Below are 15,598 nucleotides of genomic sequence, written 5' to 3'. Positions count from 1 at the left end.
TATAAGATTCCTCGTCTATCTCACTGAATTCTACTGATGGCCTGACTCTGTTTTACCTTCTTCTACCAAACCATGGGCTATTACAAAAAAATATAGATCATCTCATATGCCGTTTATTTAATTTAGAAAGTTAAAGGGAATCCTTCTCTTTTTGGACTCCCTTTAGAAAAAATGTGCATTTATTTGGCTTTGGTAAGGCAGCTCGTGTTTCACACTTTCATCGCATTAATTAATAGGCCTAACTCATTTGCTCGCTGCAGCCCTGTCTGTTTAGTTTCCCGAGTTCGCCTCGTTAACCGGCTGCTGTACTTGAACCTTGTCCCCAATTTCAATGGTCAGCAAATCCTCACCTACTAAAACAGCTCCTTCATATGTTTTTTTTGTTCTTTCGAGCAAATCAGCTTTTTCTTCTGTTAATCCTCCCAATAATACAATATGTGAGTACACGGCAAGTTTTGGTTGTATTTGGCTAAAGACTTTACCTGCTTCCTCCGGTGTAGTGTGAAGATCAAGTATATTGGCTATTGATTCTGATTCATTATCTGGTTTTGCCGCTGCAACCTCATGAATAACCACATCAGCACCTTTGGCAAATTTAATTAGATTTTCATTATAGCGGGTGTCACCTGAGATAACTACTGAATGTCCTTTGTAATTAACCCGATAACCGAAAGCAGGCTCAATTGATTTATGGTCTACTTTGAAGGCTATTACTTCAATTCCGTTTTTCTTATAGACAATGCCCTCCTTGATATCATTTGCCGTAATACTTGCTCCTTCAACGTTGCCATTTCCAGAGTCATCCCTTGCATCCAAATCGGCTTTAAATGCTTTATTCATATGTAACATCATTTTCTCGGTTCCCTTAGGACCCCAAATGTTAAATGCTTGCTCTCTTTTCCCTCCTGTCGGTAAAGAACCTGTAAGCCATACGTCCGGTATGCCGATTGTATGATCCGAATGCAAATGAGTAAGAAATAACTTATCAACACTGCCTGGTAACATATTCGCTTTATATAATTGTAAAGCAGTTCCGCGCCCAGCATCAAAGAGGAGTTTTTCATCACCAATTTCTACAAGAGTAGCTGGACCGGAGCGGGAGGTACTTAATAGAGGGGAACCTGTTCCTAATAGAGTTACTTTAAAGTCCGGTTGCTTTACAGCAGTTTGGCCAAAAGAAGGTAGAAATATTGATATTGATAGAATTATGGAAACTACCAACAATAAACCAAAAGAAGTATTCCTTATTCTTTTCTTCACTAACAAAAACCTCCTGTCAGATAATTTGACTTTCCAAAAGGAAAACCTATTCGTTTTTAATATAAAACATCGTTTCGAAAATAAATGCACAAACTAAATATTACAATATTTATAATATTCAGTCAATAATGCCCAATTAATATTATGGATGTTGTTTCAATCTTCCATCAAGACTAGAGGTCTCAATTCGGGAAAGGTGCTGAAAATAATCTTAGTGAATATTGGATCAATGGTTCATACTAATTAAAAAATATCTGTTAAAGAAGGAGTTTATATGCCAAACAAAAAAAATAAAAACCAGGTTGATAAATTAAACAACGACGTAATGGAAGTGGATACAGATGTCAATGAAGATCCTAATCGGGAAAAATTATTAGATGAATCAGTTGATGCTTTTCTAAAATCGAAAGAAGGACGGGAATATTAGGGGCGAATTGTGGTCGCTAATTTCTTGTTTAAGAAATGCTTTTATTCTAATTCAAACGGGCCCCTCATGAAGCTTTTGAGCGGCCCTTTTTATATCTTAGTGCACTAAAGCTCCCCATTAGTTGAAAATGACGATACAATGTTAGTGGAATAATTATATTCGAAAAAAGGAGGTTCGTTTCTATGAATATTTTAATTTTGGGTGCAACTGGACGAGTTGGGGGTCAATTAGTTACTTATGGTCTGCAGGACAGGCACCATGTTACTGTTTTAGTTCGCACTCCAGAGAAGATTGGAATAAACAATGCCAATTTAACCATTATTCAAGGTAATGTTTTAAATAAAGATGATATCGTACGTGCCATGCATGGAATTGATGTAGTGATTAGTGCACTGAATACTGATGGGACAACCACTTTATCAGCAAGTATGCCACTAATTATCGAAGCAATGGAAAATGAAGGTATTCAACGAATTATAACCATTGGAACGGCAGGTATCCTGCAAAGTAGAACAACCCCACAATCACTGCGTTATCAGTCAAGTGAATCAAGGCAGAAGTCTACCCGTGCAGCGAAAGAACATCATGTAGTTTTCGACTTGCTAAAACAATCAACACTTCAATGGACGATTGTCTGCCCAACGTATTTGCCGGATGGAGAAAGAGTTGGTACATATCGTGTAGAAGGTGATTTTTTGCCGCAGGATGGCGTTAAAATATCAGTTCCGGATACAGCAGAATTTGCATTTAGCCAAATAAAAAGTAACGATTATTTAAAATCACGTGTAGGCATCGCCTACTAAGAATTCCAATAAGCATTAATCCCCTTCGAAAAAGTTTGTTGAACCGAATAGAAAGCCGGTTCAATTTTCGTAAATGAACACTGTCAGGTGAACCATTGCCAAGAATATTTTCCGGTTTCTTTTGTGCGAAGATTTTGCCTGTACCTTGTTCATGGACTTTCTATTCCAATGTCTATATTTCCTCTCCAAAAATAGCCACATTCTGCCGATCAGGAGCAAACACTTTCCCGTTCCATTTCAATACGGTCTGTACAAATCCCAGTGAGTCGGCATTGTACCTACCTGCGATCCTCTGATACGCTTCGAGCTCATATATGCCATCCCTATTGTAATCAACCGGATATAAACCAGATAAAGGATTGACCCATCCTTCTATAGGGGCCTTCAATACACCATCCTTGTTATAAATTTCAGATAAATATTCCTTATCCTTATAAGTAAGGTCAATAATGTACCTTTCTTTTAGGTAATGGCTGATCACCTTTACTTTGTATCGGTTTTCATAATTAACATCGAATTTAAAGGTTTCGCTGAATGTATCTGAATTAAAAATGGTCATGAGTTGACCGTTAAGGTAGGAAAAAACATACGCATAAATGGAACCGCCGCTTCCTCCTGTATCAATGACCACTAAAATGTCATCCCTCTTATTACCTGTAAAATCACCAAGAAAAAGCGTTGGATTATATCCTGCGTTATTTTTCATGGGAACTTGTTCATATTGATTAGTCCTCCCATTTTGGATAACCAAAGTTATATTCCTCCAAAAGGGGCTATCAGGGGTTTTGATTGCAGTAAGAAAAACATTGTCCCTTGTCCCGTCCCCATCAATATCTCCTTGTTTTGAGGTCACTATGACTGATCTGTTGGAGTTCATTTGTCTTGAAAGAACGGTTTCGAGGTTCAATTGCATGTCTTGCAGTTCCTGCTTTGAAGGATAAGGATTTTGAAACGACAAGGCGTTATCAATCGTTTGCAGTGCTTCATTTGTTAAACCGGCCCTACTTTGGGCCTCAGCCAAACAGTACCAATAATAAGGGTGATTCGTTTCTTGTATTTTTGTGTAATAGTAATGAATCGCTTTTCTGATGTCATACGTATCCAACTTCATCCCACCTGCCTCTTTATTATCCATAAAGAATTATATGCGGGAATTTTGTGAATAGCCTTGAGTGCATATCTATTGCTGGTAACAACAATATTGCCCTTTTCAAATATAGCGTCATAATTATGAAGGATTTCAGGCATACTACCTTTTTATAAACATATTCGCTTGCATATATTTATTTAATTTGCTATGATAACTGACGAACGTTCGTTAAATTATGAGGTGATATTATTGAAAAGTAATGAAATTAAGGAAGCCGCTCTAAAATATTTCACGATTCATGGTTATGAAGGAGCGTCGCTTTCTCAAATAGCTGAAGAAGTCGGCATGAAAAAGCAATCCATTTACGCTCATTTTAAAGGCAAGGATGATCTTTTTCTCCAAGTTTTACGTGATGCGAAAGAGACGGAGCTATCTTCGAAACACCAATATTTCAATAAAGTGGATTCAAAAAATCCTGAAAAAGATTTATACGGATTCCTTCAATTGGTCATTGACCTTTTCCAAAAAAATGAGCATATAAAGTTTTGGCTGCGTATGTCCTTTTTTCCGCCAGCGCATCTTGAAAAAGAAATCGGGCAGGAAGTGATAGATATCGAGGAAAAGGTGCAGGCGATCCTGGAATGTAAATTCCAGGATTGGATCAATGCAAAATTAATCGTCGAAGACGAAGCCATAACGCCGACCTATGCATTCTTAGGAGTCGTGGATTCCATTTTGCTTGAACTTGTATACGGCAATGATGAGAAACGGCTTAAGGATAAATTAGCAGCCTCTTGGAAAGTGTTTTGGAGGGGTATTTCACAAAAATGATTCACAAAGAAAGTGGTGTTAAAACATGAATAAACCAATTAAAGAACAAAAGGCGGTATTAATTATTCTTCTAAGCAATATATTCATTGCTTTTCTGGGAATTGGACTGATCATTCCCGTTATGCCGTCATTTATGAATATCATGCATTTATCAGGAAGCACGATGGGCTATCTGGTTGCCGTTTTTGCAGTTTCACAGCTTGTTATGTCTCCATTCGCAGGTCGTTGGGTTGACCGTTACGGCAGAAAGAAAATCATCATCATCGGCTTATTCCTTTTTGGTGTTTCAGAATTAATCTTCGGTGTAGGGACAAACGTGTCGGCGTTTTATTTATCAAGGATCCTAGGCGGAATCAGTGCTGCTTTTATCATGCCAGGTGTTACTGCATATGTTGCGGATATTACATCCGTTCAAGAAAGGCCAAAAGCAATGGGCTATATTTCAGCCGCCATTAGCTTGGGCTTCATAATAGGACCAGGAATCGGTGGCTTTGTTGCAGAATATGGTATACGCTTGCCCTTCTTCCTTGCAGCGGCCATTGCTTTTATAGCATGCCTTTCATCAATATTCATTTTAAAAGAGCCCATGACAAAGGAACAGCTTGCAAAAGTTTCTGCTAATGCAAAGCAAACAAACTTTATGGGCGATTTAAAAAAATCACTGAATCCGGTTTATTTTATTGCGTTCATCATTGTATTTGTACTCGCTTTTGGTTTATCAGCCTATGAAACTGTTTTTAGCCTATTTTCTGATCATAAATTCGGCTTCACGCCGAAGGATATTGCAATTATCATTACAATAAGCTCTATTTTTGGAGTTGTTGTGCAAGTCTTCATGTTTGGAAAACTGGTAGATATTCTCGGCGAAAAGAAGCTTATCCAATTATGTTTAATCGTCGGTGCCATTTTTGCGGTAGCATCCACTATGATTTCCAGCTTTTTGGCAGTACTAGTGGTAACTTGCTTCATCTTCCTTGCATTTGACCTGCTTCGTCCGGCATTGACGACATTTTTATCAAAAGCGGCCGGTAAAGAACAAGGATTCGTTGCTGGAATGAACTCCACCTATACGAGCTTAGGGAATATCGCCGGGCCATCCATGGGAGGATTGCTTTTTGACGTAAACATCCATTACCCTTACCTTTTCGCTGCCGTCATTATCGTCATTGGGCTTGGTATTACAGTTATTTGGAAAGAAAACCGATTGACAGAAAGCCTGGCGAATAATTAAGGTCCCGGATTGTTATTCTCCTCCTATCTGGAAAATTCTCAAACTTTAAAAATGATATTCTACTAAAAACCCCCCTTGTCCATATTGGGCAAGGGGGGTTTTATTAATCTTTAAGAACGTGATTCTTACTACCATTTTATTTTTGCTCATGATAACCGCTCCAAATTGATTTTGAATTTATACCGATCAGCCCGGAAGACAGATCTGACAACCCCAAGTAGTTGATTGATGAGACTTTCCATGGTAATACAAGTAACGTTCCCAAGGCTACCGGTGCTGACTTCGATGTCATCCTTGGAAACATGACCTTTCTCCTTCATATCTGAAGGGATGTATAGATGCTTTTTAACCATTGAAAAAGAGTGGAAGGCACATCGTTATTTGATATGCCTTCCACTCTTTTTTTGCCTGAAGAATCATGGCGGACTCTTCTCTTTTATTTACTGGCCAAGCTGCATGGAGACATACTTCACTTCTAAATATTCATCCATGCCGTAGTGTCCCCCTTCCCTGCCTATACCGCTTTCCTTCATGCCTCCAAATGGTGCTTGGGCTGTGGATGGGGCACTGTCATTAATACCGACAATCCCATATTCAAGACCATCCGAATAGGCAACTGCCCTATTTAATGACTCGGTATACACATAAGCTGCCAAGCCAAAATTCGTGTTATTGGCTCGATCTATAGCTTCTTGATCGGTTTTGAATGTACTGACTGGCGCAATTGGCCCAAACGTTTCTTCCTGCATGCACAGCATATCATCCGTTACATTGGAAAGTATGGCCGGTGCTATAAAATGCCCTTGTTTTTCATCGACTTTTGAGGTGTGGATGATTGCCCCCTTATTTGCAGCATCCTCCAATTGAAGCTGAACTTTTTTAACTGCGGCTCCATCTATCAATGGACCAAGATCGGTTCCTTCCATTCCATTTCCAACCTTCAAAGTTAAAACGGCTTCTTTAAAAGCTTGTAAAAACGGCTGTTCAATTGTCTCATGGACGAATATCCTGTTCGCACAAATACATGTTTGTCCAGCATTCCTGAATTTCGATTGAATCAAACCATTAACTGCTTCTTCGATATTCGCATCCTCTGAAATGATGAACGGGGCCAATCCACCGAGTTCAAGCGAGACTTTTTTTACTGTTTCTGCCGCCTTTTTCATTAGATTTTTCCCTACAGGAGTGGAGCCGGTAAATGTGATCTTCTTAACACGTGAATCATTCATCCACACGTCTGATACATCTCCCGGTTTTTGTGTAGTTACAATATTTATCACACCAGCCGGAATTCCTGCTTCATGAGCACTTTCAACCAATAGCAAAGCGGTCAAAGGCGTTTGTTCCGCGGGTTTGATGACCACGGTACATCCCGCTGCAAGGGCTGGCGCCACTTTTCTCGTGATCATGGCAGCAGGAAAATTCCACGGGGTAATGGCAGCAACGACACCGACTGCCTGCTTTTGCACTAAAATACGCTTTGATGCAACGGAAGCTGGTATGATTTCCCCATAGTTGCGCTTTGCTTCTTCAGCGAACCATTTCACGAAGCTTGAGGCATATTTCATTTCACCTTTTGCTTCTGCCAACGGCTTACCTTGTTCCAGTGTCATGATCGTTGCGATTTCATCCAACCTGTTCTCAATGATCGTGTACCACTTCTCAAGTAATTCCGCCCTATGGTATGCACTGGCTTTCGACCAAGTCAGAAAAGCAGCTTGAGCTGCATCAACAGCAGCCTCAGCCTCTTTTTCGTTAGCATCCGGAACATAGCCCACAGGCTCCAATGTTGCTGGATTTTCCACTACAAAATGATTTTCTGTATGAATAGGTGCGCCGTTTATATAAATTGGCCATTTTTTCACTACTTTTTTCATGATGCTTTAATCTCCTCTTCTTCTCCATGATCTGTAAAAGTCTTATCATTCTCTCCTTTGAAAAAGTCCTTGCCATATAATAGGGCACATAATAGAATTCCTGCTGCAAACGCCATGCCAGCACCTTTTATAACAAGGATGGCAGCAACGACACCTGCAATTCCAAGGTCGCGTTGGCTCTTCGCCTGCATCACGCCAACTCGTACGCTAACATATCCTTGAACCAAAAGCGTCAAGGCCAAGGCGACACCGAGAATTGGTTCCACCAGGCTGACTACCGGCAATAAGAATAACCCTGTATTCGTACCCCAACGGAACGAGCCGGCACCGCCGAAGAAAGAATTCATGGCTTTCTTGCCATTCTTGAACCGTTCCACAACCACGACCTGCATGGCTGCCCACAACGGACCGCACATTGTTATATCAGGTCCGATAAAACTCATGATCACATTTCGGCCGCCAAAAATTAAATGAGCTCTGTTTGGGTTATAGTCCACTTTTTCATCTTCCCTGACCTCATCGGATTCAGAAAGCAGCGCTTTTGTTTTGAGCACATCCCCGAATACGACTAAATAAGTAGCAAAAACAGCTGGAATCGCACTTAAAAAGAAGGTCAAGGCAGGAAAACCTAAACCGAAAACAGTATAGTCTGACCAAAGCGTAGCAAAATCCGGACTGCTGAATCCCCATTGGATATCAGGCCATTTCGCTTCTCCAAAAATTGGGGCTACAAAGACTGCGAGCAAAATTGCCGGCAATATCCCTAAATTGCCTATGAATACCCAAACTTTATTTCGCATTTTCAATTTTCCAAAACTTTTCGAAAAAAGCAGATAAAAGGCAAAGCCGATACAAATGCTTATTGTATAAGGAAATAAATCAAACTTGCCACCCACTTCAAAAATGGAAACGACAGCACCAATACCCGCTCCTAAAATAATGCCTGATTTGATTGCATTCGGCACTAATCGCACGACCTTACTGGCAAGTCCGGTCATTCCCAGCAATATCGATAAAATACCTAATGTTAATTGAAACGCAACGAGTGCATAAACCCGATCAGGCCCCTCCGTAAATTGCCCGACGAACAATACTAGCAATGGAACCGCAGGTGTAATCCAACCTGGTATAACCGGGTCCCCGAGTAAATGATGCGCCAAGTATAATAATCCATTCAAGATAACGACGGCTAGAGCCACATCAAAAGGCATACCGAGGTGGTCTGCAAGCAGTGTTATCGCTCCAAGGTCCACTGCACACATCAATAATCCTTGAACGTAGTCAGGCCACTCAAAACGATAATGGACAAATGGGAGTCTAATCTTAAAAGGTCCCGCAGGTATATACGATGTCTCTTCTCCGTAGCGACGGTTTTTCCATTTCATATTGTTTCCTCCACTTAAGAACCATAGGCTGAACGGTATATTTTTTCGATATCCCGAACGTTTAATGCACGGGGATTATTGCGGAGTAAACGGACTTGTTTGATGGCCTCGGCAGCCATTTCACTTAAAGCCGATTCAGGAATCTCAAATTCACTTAGTGACTGTGGTATATCAACATAACGACATATTCTGGTCATCGCTTCTATAGCTTTATCCGCTGCCTCATCCTCATTTAAATGATTGACTTTCTCTCCAAGTGCTTCAGCAATGTCGCGGAACCTTTCCAAACATGCAATTTTATTCCACTTCATGACAAATGGCAGTAACAATGAATTGCTGACCCCATGTGATAAATGGAAGCGGCCTCCAAGCGGATAAGCTAAGGCATGAACAGCTCCAACACCGGCATTTCCAAAAGCTAACCCTGCCATTAGGCTTCCGGTGATCATGGCTTCCCGTGCTTCCAGATTATCCGGCGCAGCATAAGCCTTTGGTAAATGTACAGCGAGTAACTTCATGGCCCCAATTGCCAAGGCATCTGTAACGGGCGAAGCAAATTTGGAAATATAGGCCTCGACCGCATGAACTAGTGCATCCACTCCGCTCGCAGCAGTCACACTTGGCGGGCAAGTCAGCGTCATGACGGGTGATACAATCGCTACATCCGGTAAAAGATACGAACTTACAATTCCCTTCTTTACCTGTTCTTTTTTGTCCGATAAAATCGAAATATTCGTCACTTCTGACCCGGTCCCTGCCGTCGTCGGTATGGCTATTAAAGGTAGGCCTGGAACTTCAATCAAGTTCGTACCAAAATAGGTCTCGATGCTACCCGAATTCGTAGCCATGACGGAAGAGGCTTTCGCAATATCCATCGCACTTCCTCCGCCTACCGCAATCAGTCCATCATGATTTCCATCCCTGATTGACCGTACACAAAGCTCAACGATTTCAATTTCAGGTTCTGGATTCACATCCGAAAAAATACCATATGCTGATGGAAGTAAATCCTCAACCTTTTGCACAACCCCGGCACCCACTAAAACTTTATCTGTAACTATCAACGGATTCTTCATCCCTAATCGCGTAACCTCATCAGTCAGCTGCTGCAAAGAATCTGCTCCTGTCACCAATTTGTTAGCCATAGAAAATATAGAAATATTCATGGTTATCTCCCCTTTCATGTTTTTACTAATGCAGGAATCATGCCAAAGTGAAAACGCTTAATTTATAAGGGGGATAACCTTTTTATCATAGATAACAGCATAACTAATGAGTAGAAATCAAATCAAAAAAACTAATTCGATTCGTTTTCTAATCGAATGTGAAATTTTTTCATTTTTTGCACCAAAGCGCTTTGACTGATATCCAAAGAGATGGCCGCAGCCCTTGTGGTCCCATATTTTTTCATCGCATTCAGGATCAGTGAATGTTCCAGCTCGGAAACGGCCTCCTTCAAAGAATGTTTTGTAGTTTTTCTTGATAAGACCGGCTGGATGAAAGATGGTAAATTAGGTAAATCAATCGTATCATCATAAGTCGTGACGACCAGTCGCTCCGCAAGACTCGCAAGCTCACGTATATTACCAGGCCACGAATAGTTCGTCAGCCATTCATAGCATTCCGGTGTCATCTTTTTCTTTTCATTATATTTTTCATTGAATTTTTTCAAATACATTTCTAAAAGTGGTATCGTTTCTTCCTTTCGCTGTCGTAAAGGAGGGACTTCAAAGGAAACGATATTAAGCCGGTAATAAAGATCTTCGCGGAAAGATCCTTCTTGCACGAGGGAGGCCAGATCGCGATGGGTGGCTGTAATTAACCTGACATCGACCTCTTTCATTTCGGTGGAACCCACTCTCATGAACTTGTTTTCTTCTACCACTTTCAAAAGTTTCACTTGTAACTCTAAAGGTAAATCCCCAATTTCGTCCAAAAATAACGTGCCACCATTCACTTTCTCAAAAATCCCCATTTTCCCATTCTTAAGGGATCCGGTAAATGCCCCTGGTTCATATCCAAAAAGTTCAGATTCCACCAAGTTCGCTGGGATGGCTCCGCAATTTAATTCAAGGAAAATTTTTTCCTTCCTGGAGCTTTTGGCATGTATGTACTTGGCGATTAAACTCTTCCCTACTCCCGTTTCCCCCTGTAACAAGATCTTCGCATCCGTTTTAGCTACTTTATCAGCCAGTTTGAATAAAGGCGTTGTAGAAGGACCAATGATAATTTCCTGTAAATTCACCTGTTCCGAGCCAGGCAATAATTGAGAAATAGGTTGGAAAGATAATTTTTGGCTGTCAATCGTATACTTCATCCGGATTAATTCAGTAATATCCCTAACACTATTTATGACAAATATGACTTCATTCTGTGGCGATAGAATAGGTGTGGCCGATACGATAATCTTTCTTCCATTTCGAATTCTTTGTGTCAAAGTAACTTGATTCTTCGTTCGAATAGAATCCAATGAAGCTGAAACGGATATCATACCTTGCTCAATTAAATAACTCATCGGTTTTCCGATGATTTCCTCTTCTCTTATTCCAGTAATACGCTGATAAGCTTGATTGATAAATAATGTCGTTCCATCACCATCCGTGATATACACGCCATCATACAGGGCATTAAATACAACCCTGCATAAATCACTCTCAAAGAATGCTTGAAACTGTTCATATGGTATTGAGTAATTCCGCAAATTCTGCAGCGGTGCATTCACAGTAATGAAATGAGAAATAGGCTTCGTTAAATCACTCTGCTGCACTGCCGCAGATAAAGCCTCTATTGTCAAAAACCCGATGAAATTTTCTGAATCATCCAAAACTTCCGCTTCAGTGCTTCCGATGGGGAAACATGATATTGCTTCCTCCACTGTCATATCGGAATAAAACTTAGTCATCAATATCCACTCCCTGACTGGTCTTTACTATTTGATAGAGCACTTCCTCCTTGATTGAAGACTTTTTGAAAGTTCTGGCGGCTCCCTAGTCTTTTCAAATTAAAGAAGGCAATGAACTTATTAACTTATATTGTGAGCATTATGTAATGTTCATTTCTTTTTAATGATACTATGTACTACAACCAAAGGCACCAACATTAAGTGATACAGCGGTAAGAACAGAACTAATTCAATACTTTCGATTAAAAGCGATAAAAAAGCCTTATGTTATATAAGAAATAAGCTTGTAAAATGTCTGAATACCTTGACTCTAAGTTATATAAGCTTAGAATCAACAACATCTTTACCTTCTTTTAGAAGACTTAAAAGGTTTCTCGACAGTTTGAAAAAAACCTAATCCGCATTTGGATTAGGTTTCCGACTGTAGACAAACTCGATGAAAACTCAGTTTTGCCTGCAGTTTTTTAATTGAAAAAAGTTGCAGCTGATTTCAGAAATCCGCTCCCTTTCCGCCGACTGTCTGCCAAGCCTTATCAAAGCAAGCGCCTATGGGGTCTCGCCTAGCCAGTATTTCGGCAGGAGTGTCGCAAATCTCTTCAATCCAATGAGGATTACAGTAAAAAACATTCTCTCTATTCGGACTCCAAACCCCATTTTGTCGCCAAACTGAATCTTAATCCGTATTTGGATTAGTTTTTTTGGTTTGATTAAAGAAAGTAATTTGCTTCTTTCTAATCATATGCTTAATTTGGAAACCAGCCGACCGGTTTTACATCGAGATTAATGTTGATTTGTTTAATTTCTTGGTATTCGTCCAAGCCGTATTTTCCTAAACTGCGTCCAATCCCGCTCTGTTTGTAACCGCCCCATGGCGCCTCTACATATGTTGGATGATAATCATTTACCCATGTGATGCCTGCCCGTACCTTCTTGATCACACGTAATCCTTTTGCCCCATCGTTAGTGAAGACGCCGCCTGCAAGTCCGTAGTCTGTATCATTTGCCAGATTAATAGCTTCTTCTTCATCTTTGAACTTTTGAATGACAACGACTGGACCGAAGATTTCCTCTTGGACGATGCGCATGTCAGGTGTTACATCGGTGAAGACAGTCGGTGCAATGAAATATCCTTTGTCAAGACCGTCATCAACAAGACGGTAACCGCCTGCTGCAAGCGTCGCACCTTCCTGTTTCCCGATTTCAATATAGTTCAAAATGCTATTCATTTGCGCTTCACTGACAATGGCCCCCATGTTGCTGTCTTCTGCAAGTCCAGGTCCAACCTTGATTTTATTTGCGCGTTCAACATAGCGTTTTACATATTCATCATAAATACTTTCTTCAACTAGAATTCGGCTGCCTGATGAACAAACTTGGCCGGCACCAAAGAAGATGCCAAATAATCCATAATCGACGGCTGTCTCTAAATCTGCATCTGCAAAAACGATATTAGGTGATTTACCGCCTAGCTCAAGGGAAATTTTCTTTAAGTTGCCCGCGGCCGCCTTCATGATTGAGCGGCCAACATCCGTACTTCCTGTAAATGAAACAATGTCAACATCGTTGCTTTCCGCAATGGTTTGACCGACAACAGTGCCGCGGCCCATCACCATATTAGCCACACCTTTTGGGATGCCTACTTCCTCCAGGATTTCGAATAATTTCATTGCTGTTACAGGTGTCACTTCAGCCGGTTTATATACAATGGTGTTACCTGCCGCAAGGGCCGGTGCGATTTTCCAGACACTCATTAGAAGAGGGAAATTCCAAGGGACAATCAAACCGGCTACACCCACTGGCTCACGAACAACCATCGCTTGCACGGGAGCGGGAACTTGATAGGTTTCCCCTTCTGGATGAAGGACCAAACCAGCGTAGTAACGGAAACACGCGGCGGCATCGGCAATATCGAAACCTGCCTCTGCTTTAAGTTTCCCGTTGTCCATTGTTTCAAGAATCGTTAACTCTTCGGCACGTTCATCAATTTTATCAGCGATTTTATATAAGTAGGAAGCACGCTCCTGTGCTGTTAGGCCTGACCAGATCCCACTTTCAAAGGCTGCCTTCGCTACTGAGATTGCCCTTTCTGTATCTTCTTTGGTGGCACGTGGAGCTTTTGCAATGATTTCCTGTGTTGCAGGATTGATTACCGGGATTACTTCATTTGAAGATGAGGCCTGCCACTTACCGCCGATGTAATTTTTAAGCTCTAATACTGCCGTTTCTAAAATTGTCATGTTTCATTCCTCCGGTTTTCATTATTTTTTTATTAATCTGTACGGAATTTAATCGTTACAATTTTAAGACCAGTCTTTCGTCCTTCGCACGTGAGCAGCATGTCAGGATTGACTTCCGTGTTTGACGGTTTTCTTCGCTAAGGAAATAATCACGGTGATCCACTTCACCTTCTGCAACATCCACCTCACAACTTCCGCACCCGCCAACTTTACAAGAATAAGGCGCATCGATTCCTTCCCTTAAAAGCGCATCAAGCAGTGTTTCACCCTCATGAACGCGGATGGACCGATCGCTGTCTGTAAGGTCGACGATGAAAGGATCTCGCGCCCCATCATTTTTTGTCGCAAATAATTCGAAGTGGATCGCATGTTCCGGATAACCATAGGAACTGGCAGCTTTTCGATACTCTTGCACCATCTCGATTGGTCCGCAAAAATAGACATGCGTGCCAATGCGATGATCCATCATTGTCTCGGGCATCATTCTGCGTTTGTCTTCTGCCTGCGAAAAATAAAAGGTGCATTGATCAGGGTATTTGGCTTTCAGCAGATCATAAAAAGCACATAACTCCGGAGTGCGTGCTGCATAATGGAGTTCGAAGGTTTGCCCTTCGGCGGCCATGTCTTCCATCATTGCCAGAAATGGGGTTATGCCGATTCCAGCTGCATAAAAAGCATGATGCTTAGCTCGAAAGCTGAGAGGGAAATTGTTTTTTGGAAAACTTACTTCCAACCTGGAATCTACCTTTACATGATCATGCCAGAAAGCCGAACCTCCGCGTGATGCCTCATCGCGCCGAATGGAAATTGTATATTTATTGCGGTCCCTTGGATTGCTGATAAGGGAGTACTCTCTCTCGTAAATAGTCTTATCCCCAGCCGGCATGTAAGTAGTCAAATGCGAACCGCCTGTAAATGCAGGCAACGGCTTTCCATCAACTGGAATCAACTCGAACTGTTTAACGAATGGAGTTTCTTGAATGATCTTGTTTACTTTCATTTGAATATTTCCTACTACTCGCATGAGGATCAGCTCCCTACTTCTTCTTTTCCGATCGGGATGAATGGGTAACCAATATAACCTTCCCGTACGATTGAATAAAAAGGACCTATTTCAAGACTGGCTCTGCAATGGTCACATTCTGCAATTTCTGCTTCTTCTTCGACTTCCGACACTTCGAAACATTTCATGCAATATACGTATCGTCGTTTAGGCCCGATAATCACCGTCTGGATCTCAGCTTCAGATAGACCAGCCTCCACTCCGAGCGAGAAGATCATTACGGCATTGTTCCATGCAGCCGCAATATAAAATTGGGTGCCCATCTTTTGTGACAAGATGACTCTCTTAATCTCCTCTTTATCTTCCATTCCGTTAATCGATAGGCATTCAACAGGCACTGTACCTGCGATTTCAGAAGTGAAACTTTTCGCCTGATCATATCCGGCTTGATCGGAAATGACGACAAACTTTCTTCGATCATTCCGGGGGGTAAATTTATTTACGATCGTAATGGATTTATCAAACAATACTGGACTATTGTACAAGGTCCTA

The 15,598-nt window shown here is 41.2% G+C and carries 14 protein-coding genes; 4 read left to right on the top strand and 10 right to left on the bottom strand.

The genetic code is table 11. The annotated features are described in order from the left end of the window. Nucleotides 1-270: 270 nt before the first annotated feature. Complete coding sequence (locus tag ACIQ0C_RS03825; RefSeq protein ID WP_402843241.1) at nt 271-1,260, bottom strand: MBL fold metallo-hydrolase; 990 nt, start codon at nt 1,258-1,260, stop codon at nt 271-273. A gap of 274 nt (nt 1,261-1,534) precedes the next feature. Here ACIQ0C_RS03825 and ACIQ0C_RS03820 point away from each other — a divergent pair, with 274 nt between their 5' ends. Together ACIQ0C_RS03820 and ACIQ0C_RS03815 are read left to right on the top strand one after the other, a co-directional pair. After that, nucleotides 1,535-1,687 carry a hypothetical protein gene (locus ACIQ0C_RS03820; RefSeq protein WP_403057038.1) on the top strand — a complete coding sequence of 51 codons (153 nt, stop codon included), beginning with the start codon at nt 1,535-1,537 and terminating at the stop codon, nt 1,685-1,687. Nucleotides 1,688-1,869: 182 nt separating this feature from the next. Beyond that, a complete protein-coding gene (locus ACIQ0C_RS03815) occupies nt 1,870-2,490 on the top strand; it encodes an NAD(P)-dependent oxidoreductase (RefSeq protein ID WP_402843246.1) in 621 nt (206 codons plus the stop codon). 172 nt (nt 2,491-2,662) lie between these two features. On the opposite strand, the gene ACIQ0C_RS03810 is transcribed toward ACIQ0C_RS03815, so the two are convergent. Beyond that, nucleotides 2,663-3,403, bottom strand: coding sequence for a VCBS repeat-containing protein (locus ACIQ0C_RS03810; protein WP_403057125.1), 741 nt, complete (start codon nt 3,401-3,403; stop codon nt 2,663-2,665). Nucleotides 3,404-3,829: 426 nt separating this feature from the next. Between ACIQ0C_RS03810 and ACIQ0C_RS03805 the strand changes: the two genes are divergently transcribed. Both ACIQ0C_RS03805 and ACIQ0C_RS03800 read left to right on the top strand, forming a co-directional pair. After that, complete coding sequence (locus ACIQ0C_RS03805; RefSeq protein ID WP_403057035.1) at nt 3,830-4,411, top strand: TetR/AcrR family transcriptional regulator; 582 nt, start codon at nt 3,830-3,832, stop codon at nt 4,409-4,411. A 25-nt stretch (nt 4,412-4,436) separates the two neighbouring features. Further along, nucleotides 4,437-5,642 carry an MFS transporter gene (locus tag ACIQ0C_RS03800; RefSeq protein WP_403057032.1) on the top strand — a complete coding sequence of 402 codons (1,206 nt, stop codon included), beginning with the start codon at nt 4,437-4,439 and terminating at the stop codon, nt 5,640-5,642. A gap of 136 nt (nt 5,643-5,778) precedes the next feature. On the opposite strand, the gene ACIQ0C_RS03795 is transcribed toward ACIQ0C_RS03800, so the two are convergent. From ACIQ0C_RS03795 to ACIQ0C_RS03760, 8 genes are all read right to left on the bottom strand, one after another. Continuing rightward, nucleotides 5,779-5,946, bottom strand: coding sequence for a hypothetical protein (locus ACIQ0C_RS03795; RefSeq protein ID WP_403057029.1), 168 nt, complete (start codon nt 5,944-5,946; stop codon nt 5,779-5,781). A gap of 136 nt (nt 5,947-6,082) precedes the next feature. Beyond that, complete coding sequence (locus ACIQ0C_RS03790; RefSeq protein WP_403057026.1) at nt 6,083-7,519, bottom strand: NAD-dependent succinate-semialdehyde dehydrogenase; 1,437 nt, start codon at nt 7,517-7,519, stop codon at nt 6,083-6,085. After that, the gene (locus ACIQ0C_RS03785; protein WP_403057023.1) at nt 7,516-8,904 is read right to left on the bottom strand and encodes a hypothetical protein; all 1,389 of its coding nucleotides are present in this window, start codon (nt 8,902-8,904) and stop codon (nt 7,516-7,518) included. Before ACIQ0C_RS03785 ends, ACIQ0C_RS03790 begins: the two co-directional genes overlap by 4 nt. 14 nt (nt 8,905-8,918) lie before the next feature. After that, nucleotides 8,919-10,070: an iron-containing alcohol dehydrogenase gene (locus ACIQ0C_RS03780; RefSeq protein WP_403057020.1), complete on the bottom strand. Its 1,152-nt coding sequence runs from the start codon at nt 10,068-10,070 to the stop codon at nt 8,919-8,921. 131 nt (nt 10,071-10,201) lie between these two features. Further along, on the bottom strand, nt 10,202-11,806 hold the full coding sequence (locus ACIQ0C_RS03775) for a sigma-54 interaction domain-containing protein (protein WP_403057017.1): 1,605 nt from the start codon (nt 11,804-11,806) through the stop codon (nt 10,202-10,204). A 743-nt stretch (nt 11,807-12,549) separates the two neighbouring features. After that, nucleotides 12,550-14,043: an aldehyde dehydrogenase family protein gene (locus tag ACIQ0C_RS03770; protein ID WP_403057014.1), complete on the bottom strand. Its 1,494-nt coding sequence runs from the start codon at nt 14,041-14,043 to the stop codon at nt 12,550-12,552. Between the two features lie 55 nt (nt 14,044-14,098). Then, complete coding sequence (locus ACIQ0C_RS03765; protein ID WP_403057011.1) at nt 14,099-15,067, bottom strand: PDR/VanB family oxidoreductase; 969 nt, start codon at nt 15,065-15,067, stop codon at nt 14,099-14,101. A 5-nt stretch (nt 15,068-15,072) separates the two neighbouring features. Next, complete coding sequence (locus tag ACIQ0C_RS03760; RefSeq protein ID WP_403057008.1) at nt 15,073-15,591, bottom strand: hypothetical protein; 519 nt, start codon at nt 15,589-15,591, stop codon at nt 15,073-15,075. Between the last annotated feature and the right edge of the window lie 7 nt (nt 15,592-15,598).

It is taken from the genome of Peribacillus sp. NPDC096448, from assembly GCF_044762675.1.
Lineage (GTDB): Bacteria > Bacillota > Bacilli > Bacillales > DSM-1321 > Peribacillus > Peribacillus frigoritolerans_B.
Note: the sequence above shows the minus strand (reverse complement) of the source record. Positions and strands in the feature narration are given on the sequence as shown.

Coding starts and splice junctions, on each gene's coding strand:
- ACIQ0C_RS03795 (WP_403057029.1), bottom strand. CDS start 5,946: ATGTTTCCAAGGATGACATCGAAGTCAGCACCGGTAGCCTTGGGAACG.
- ACIQ0C_RS03765 (WP_403057011.1), bottom strand. CDS start 15,067: ATGCGAGTAGTAGGAAATATTCAAATGAAAGTAAACAAGATCATTCAA.
- ACIQ0C_RS03770 (WP_403057014.1), bottom strand. CDS start 14,043: ATGACAATTTTAGAAACGGCAGTATTAGAGCTTAAAAATTACATCGGC.
- ACIQ0C_RS03775 (WP_403057017.1), bottom strand. CDS start 11,806: ATGACTAAGTTTTATTCCGATATGACAGTGGAGGAAGCAATATCATGT.
- ACIQ0C_RS03820 (WP_403057038.1), top strand. CDS start 1,535: ATGCCAAACAAAAAAAATAAAAACCAGGTTGATAAATTAAACAACGAC.
- ACIQ0C_RS03815 (WP_402843246.1), top strand. CDS start 1,870: ATGAATATTTTAATTTTGGGTGCAACTGGACGAGTTGGGGGTCAATTA.
- ACIQ0C_RS03780 (WP_403057020.1), bottom strand. CDS start 10,070: ATGAATATTTCTATATTTTCTATGGCTAACAAATTGGTGACAGGAGCA.
- ACIQ0C_RS03810 (WP_403057125.1), bottom strand. CDS start 3,403: ATGCAATTGAACCTCGAAACCGTTCTTTCAAGACAAATGAACTCCAAC.
- ACIQ0C_RS03800 (WP_403057032.1), top strand. CDS start 4,437: ATGAATAAACCAATTAAAGAACAAAAGGCGGTATTAATTATTCTTCTA.
- ACIQ0C_RS03790 (WP_403057026.1), bottom strand. CDS start 7,519: ATGAAAAAAGTAGTGAAAAAATGGCCAATTTATATAAACGGCGCACCT.
- ACIQ0C_RS03785 (WP_403057023.1), bottom strand. CDS start 8,904: ATGAAATGGAAAAACCGTCGCTACGGAGAAGAGACATCGTATATACCT.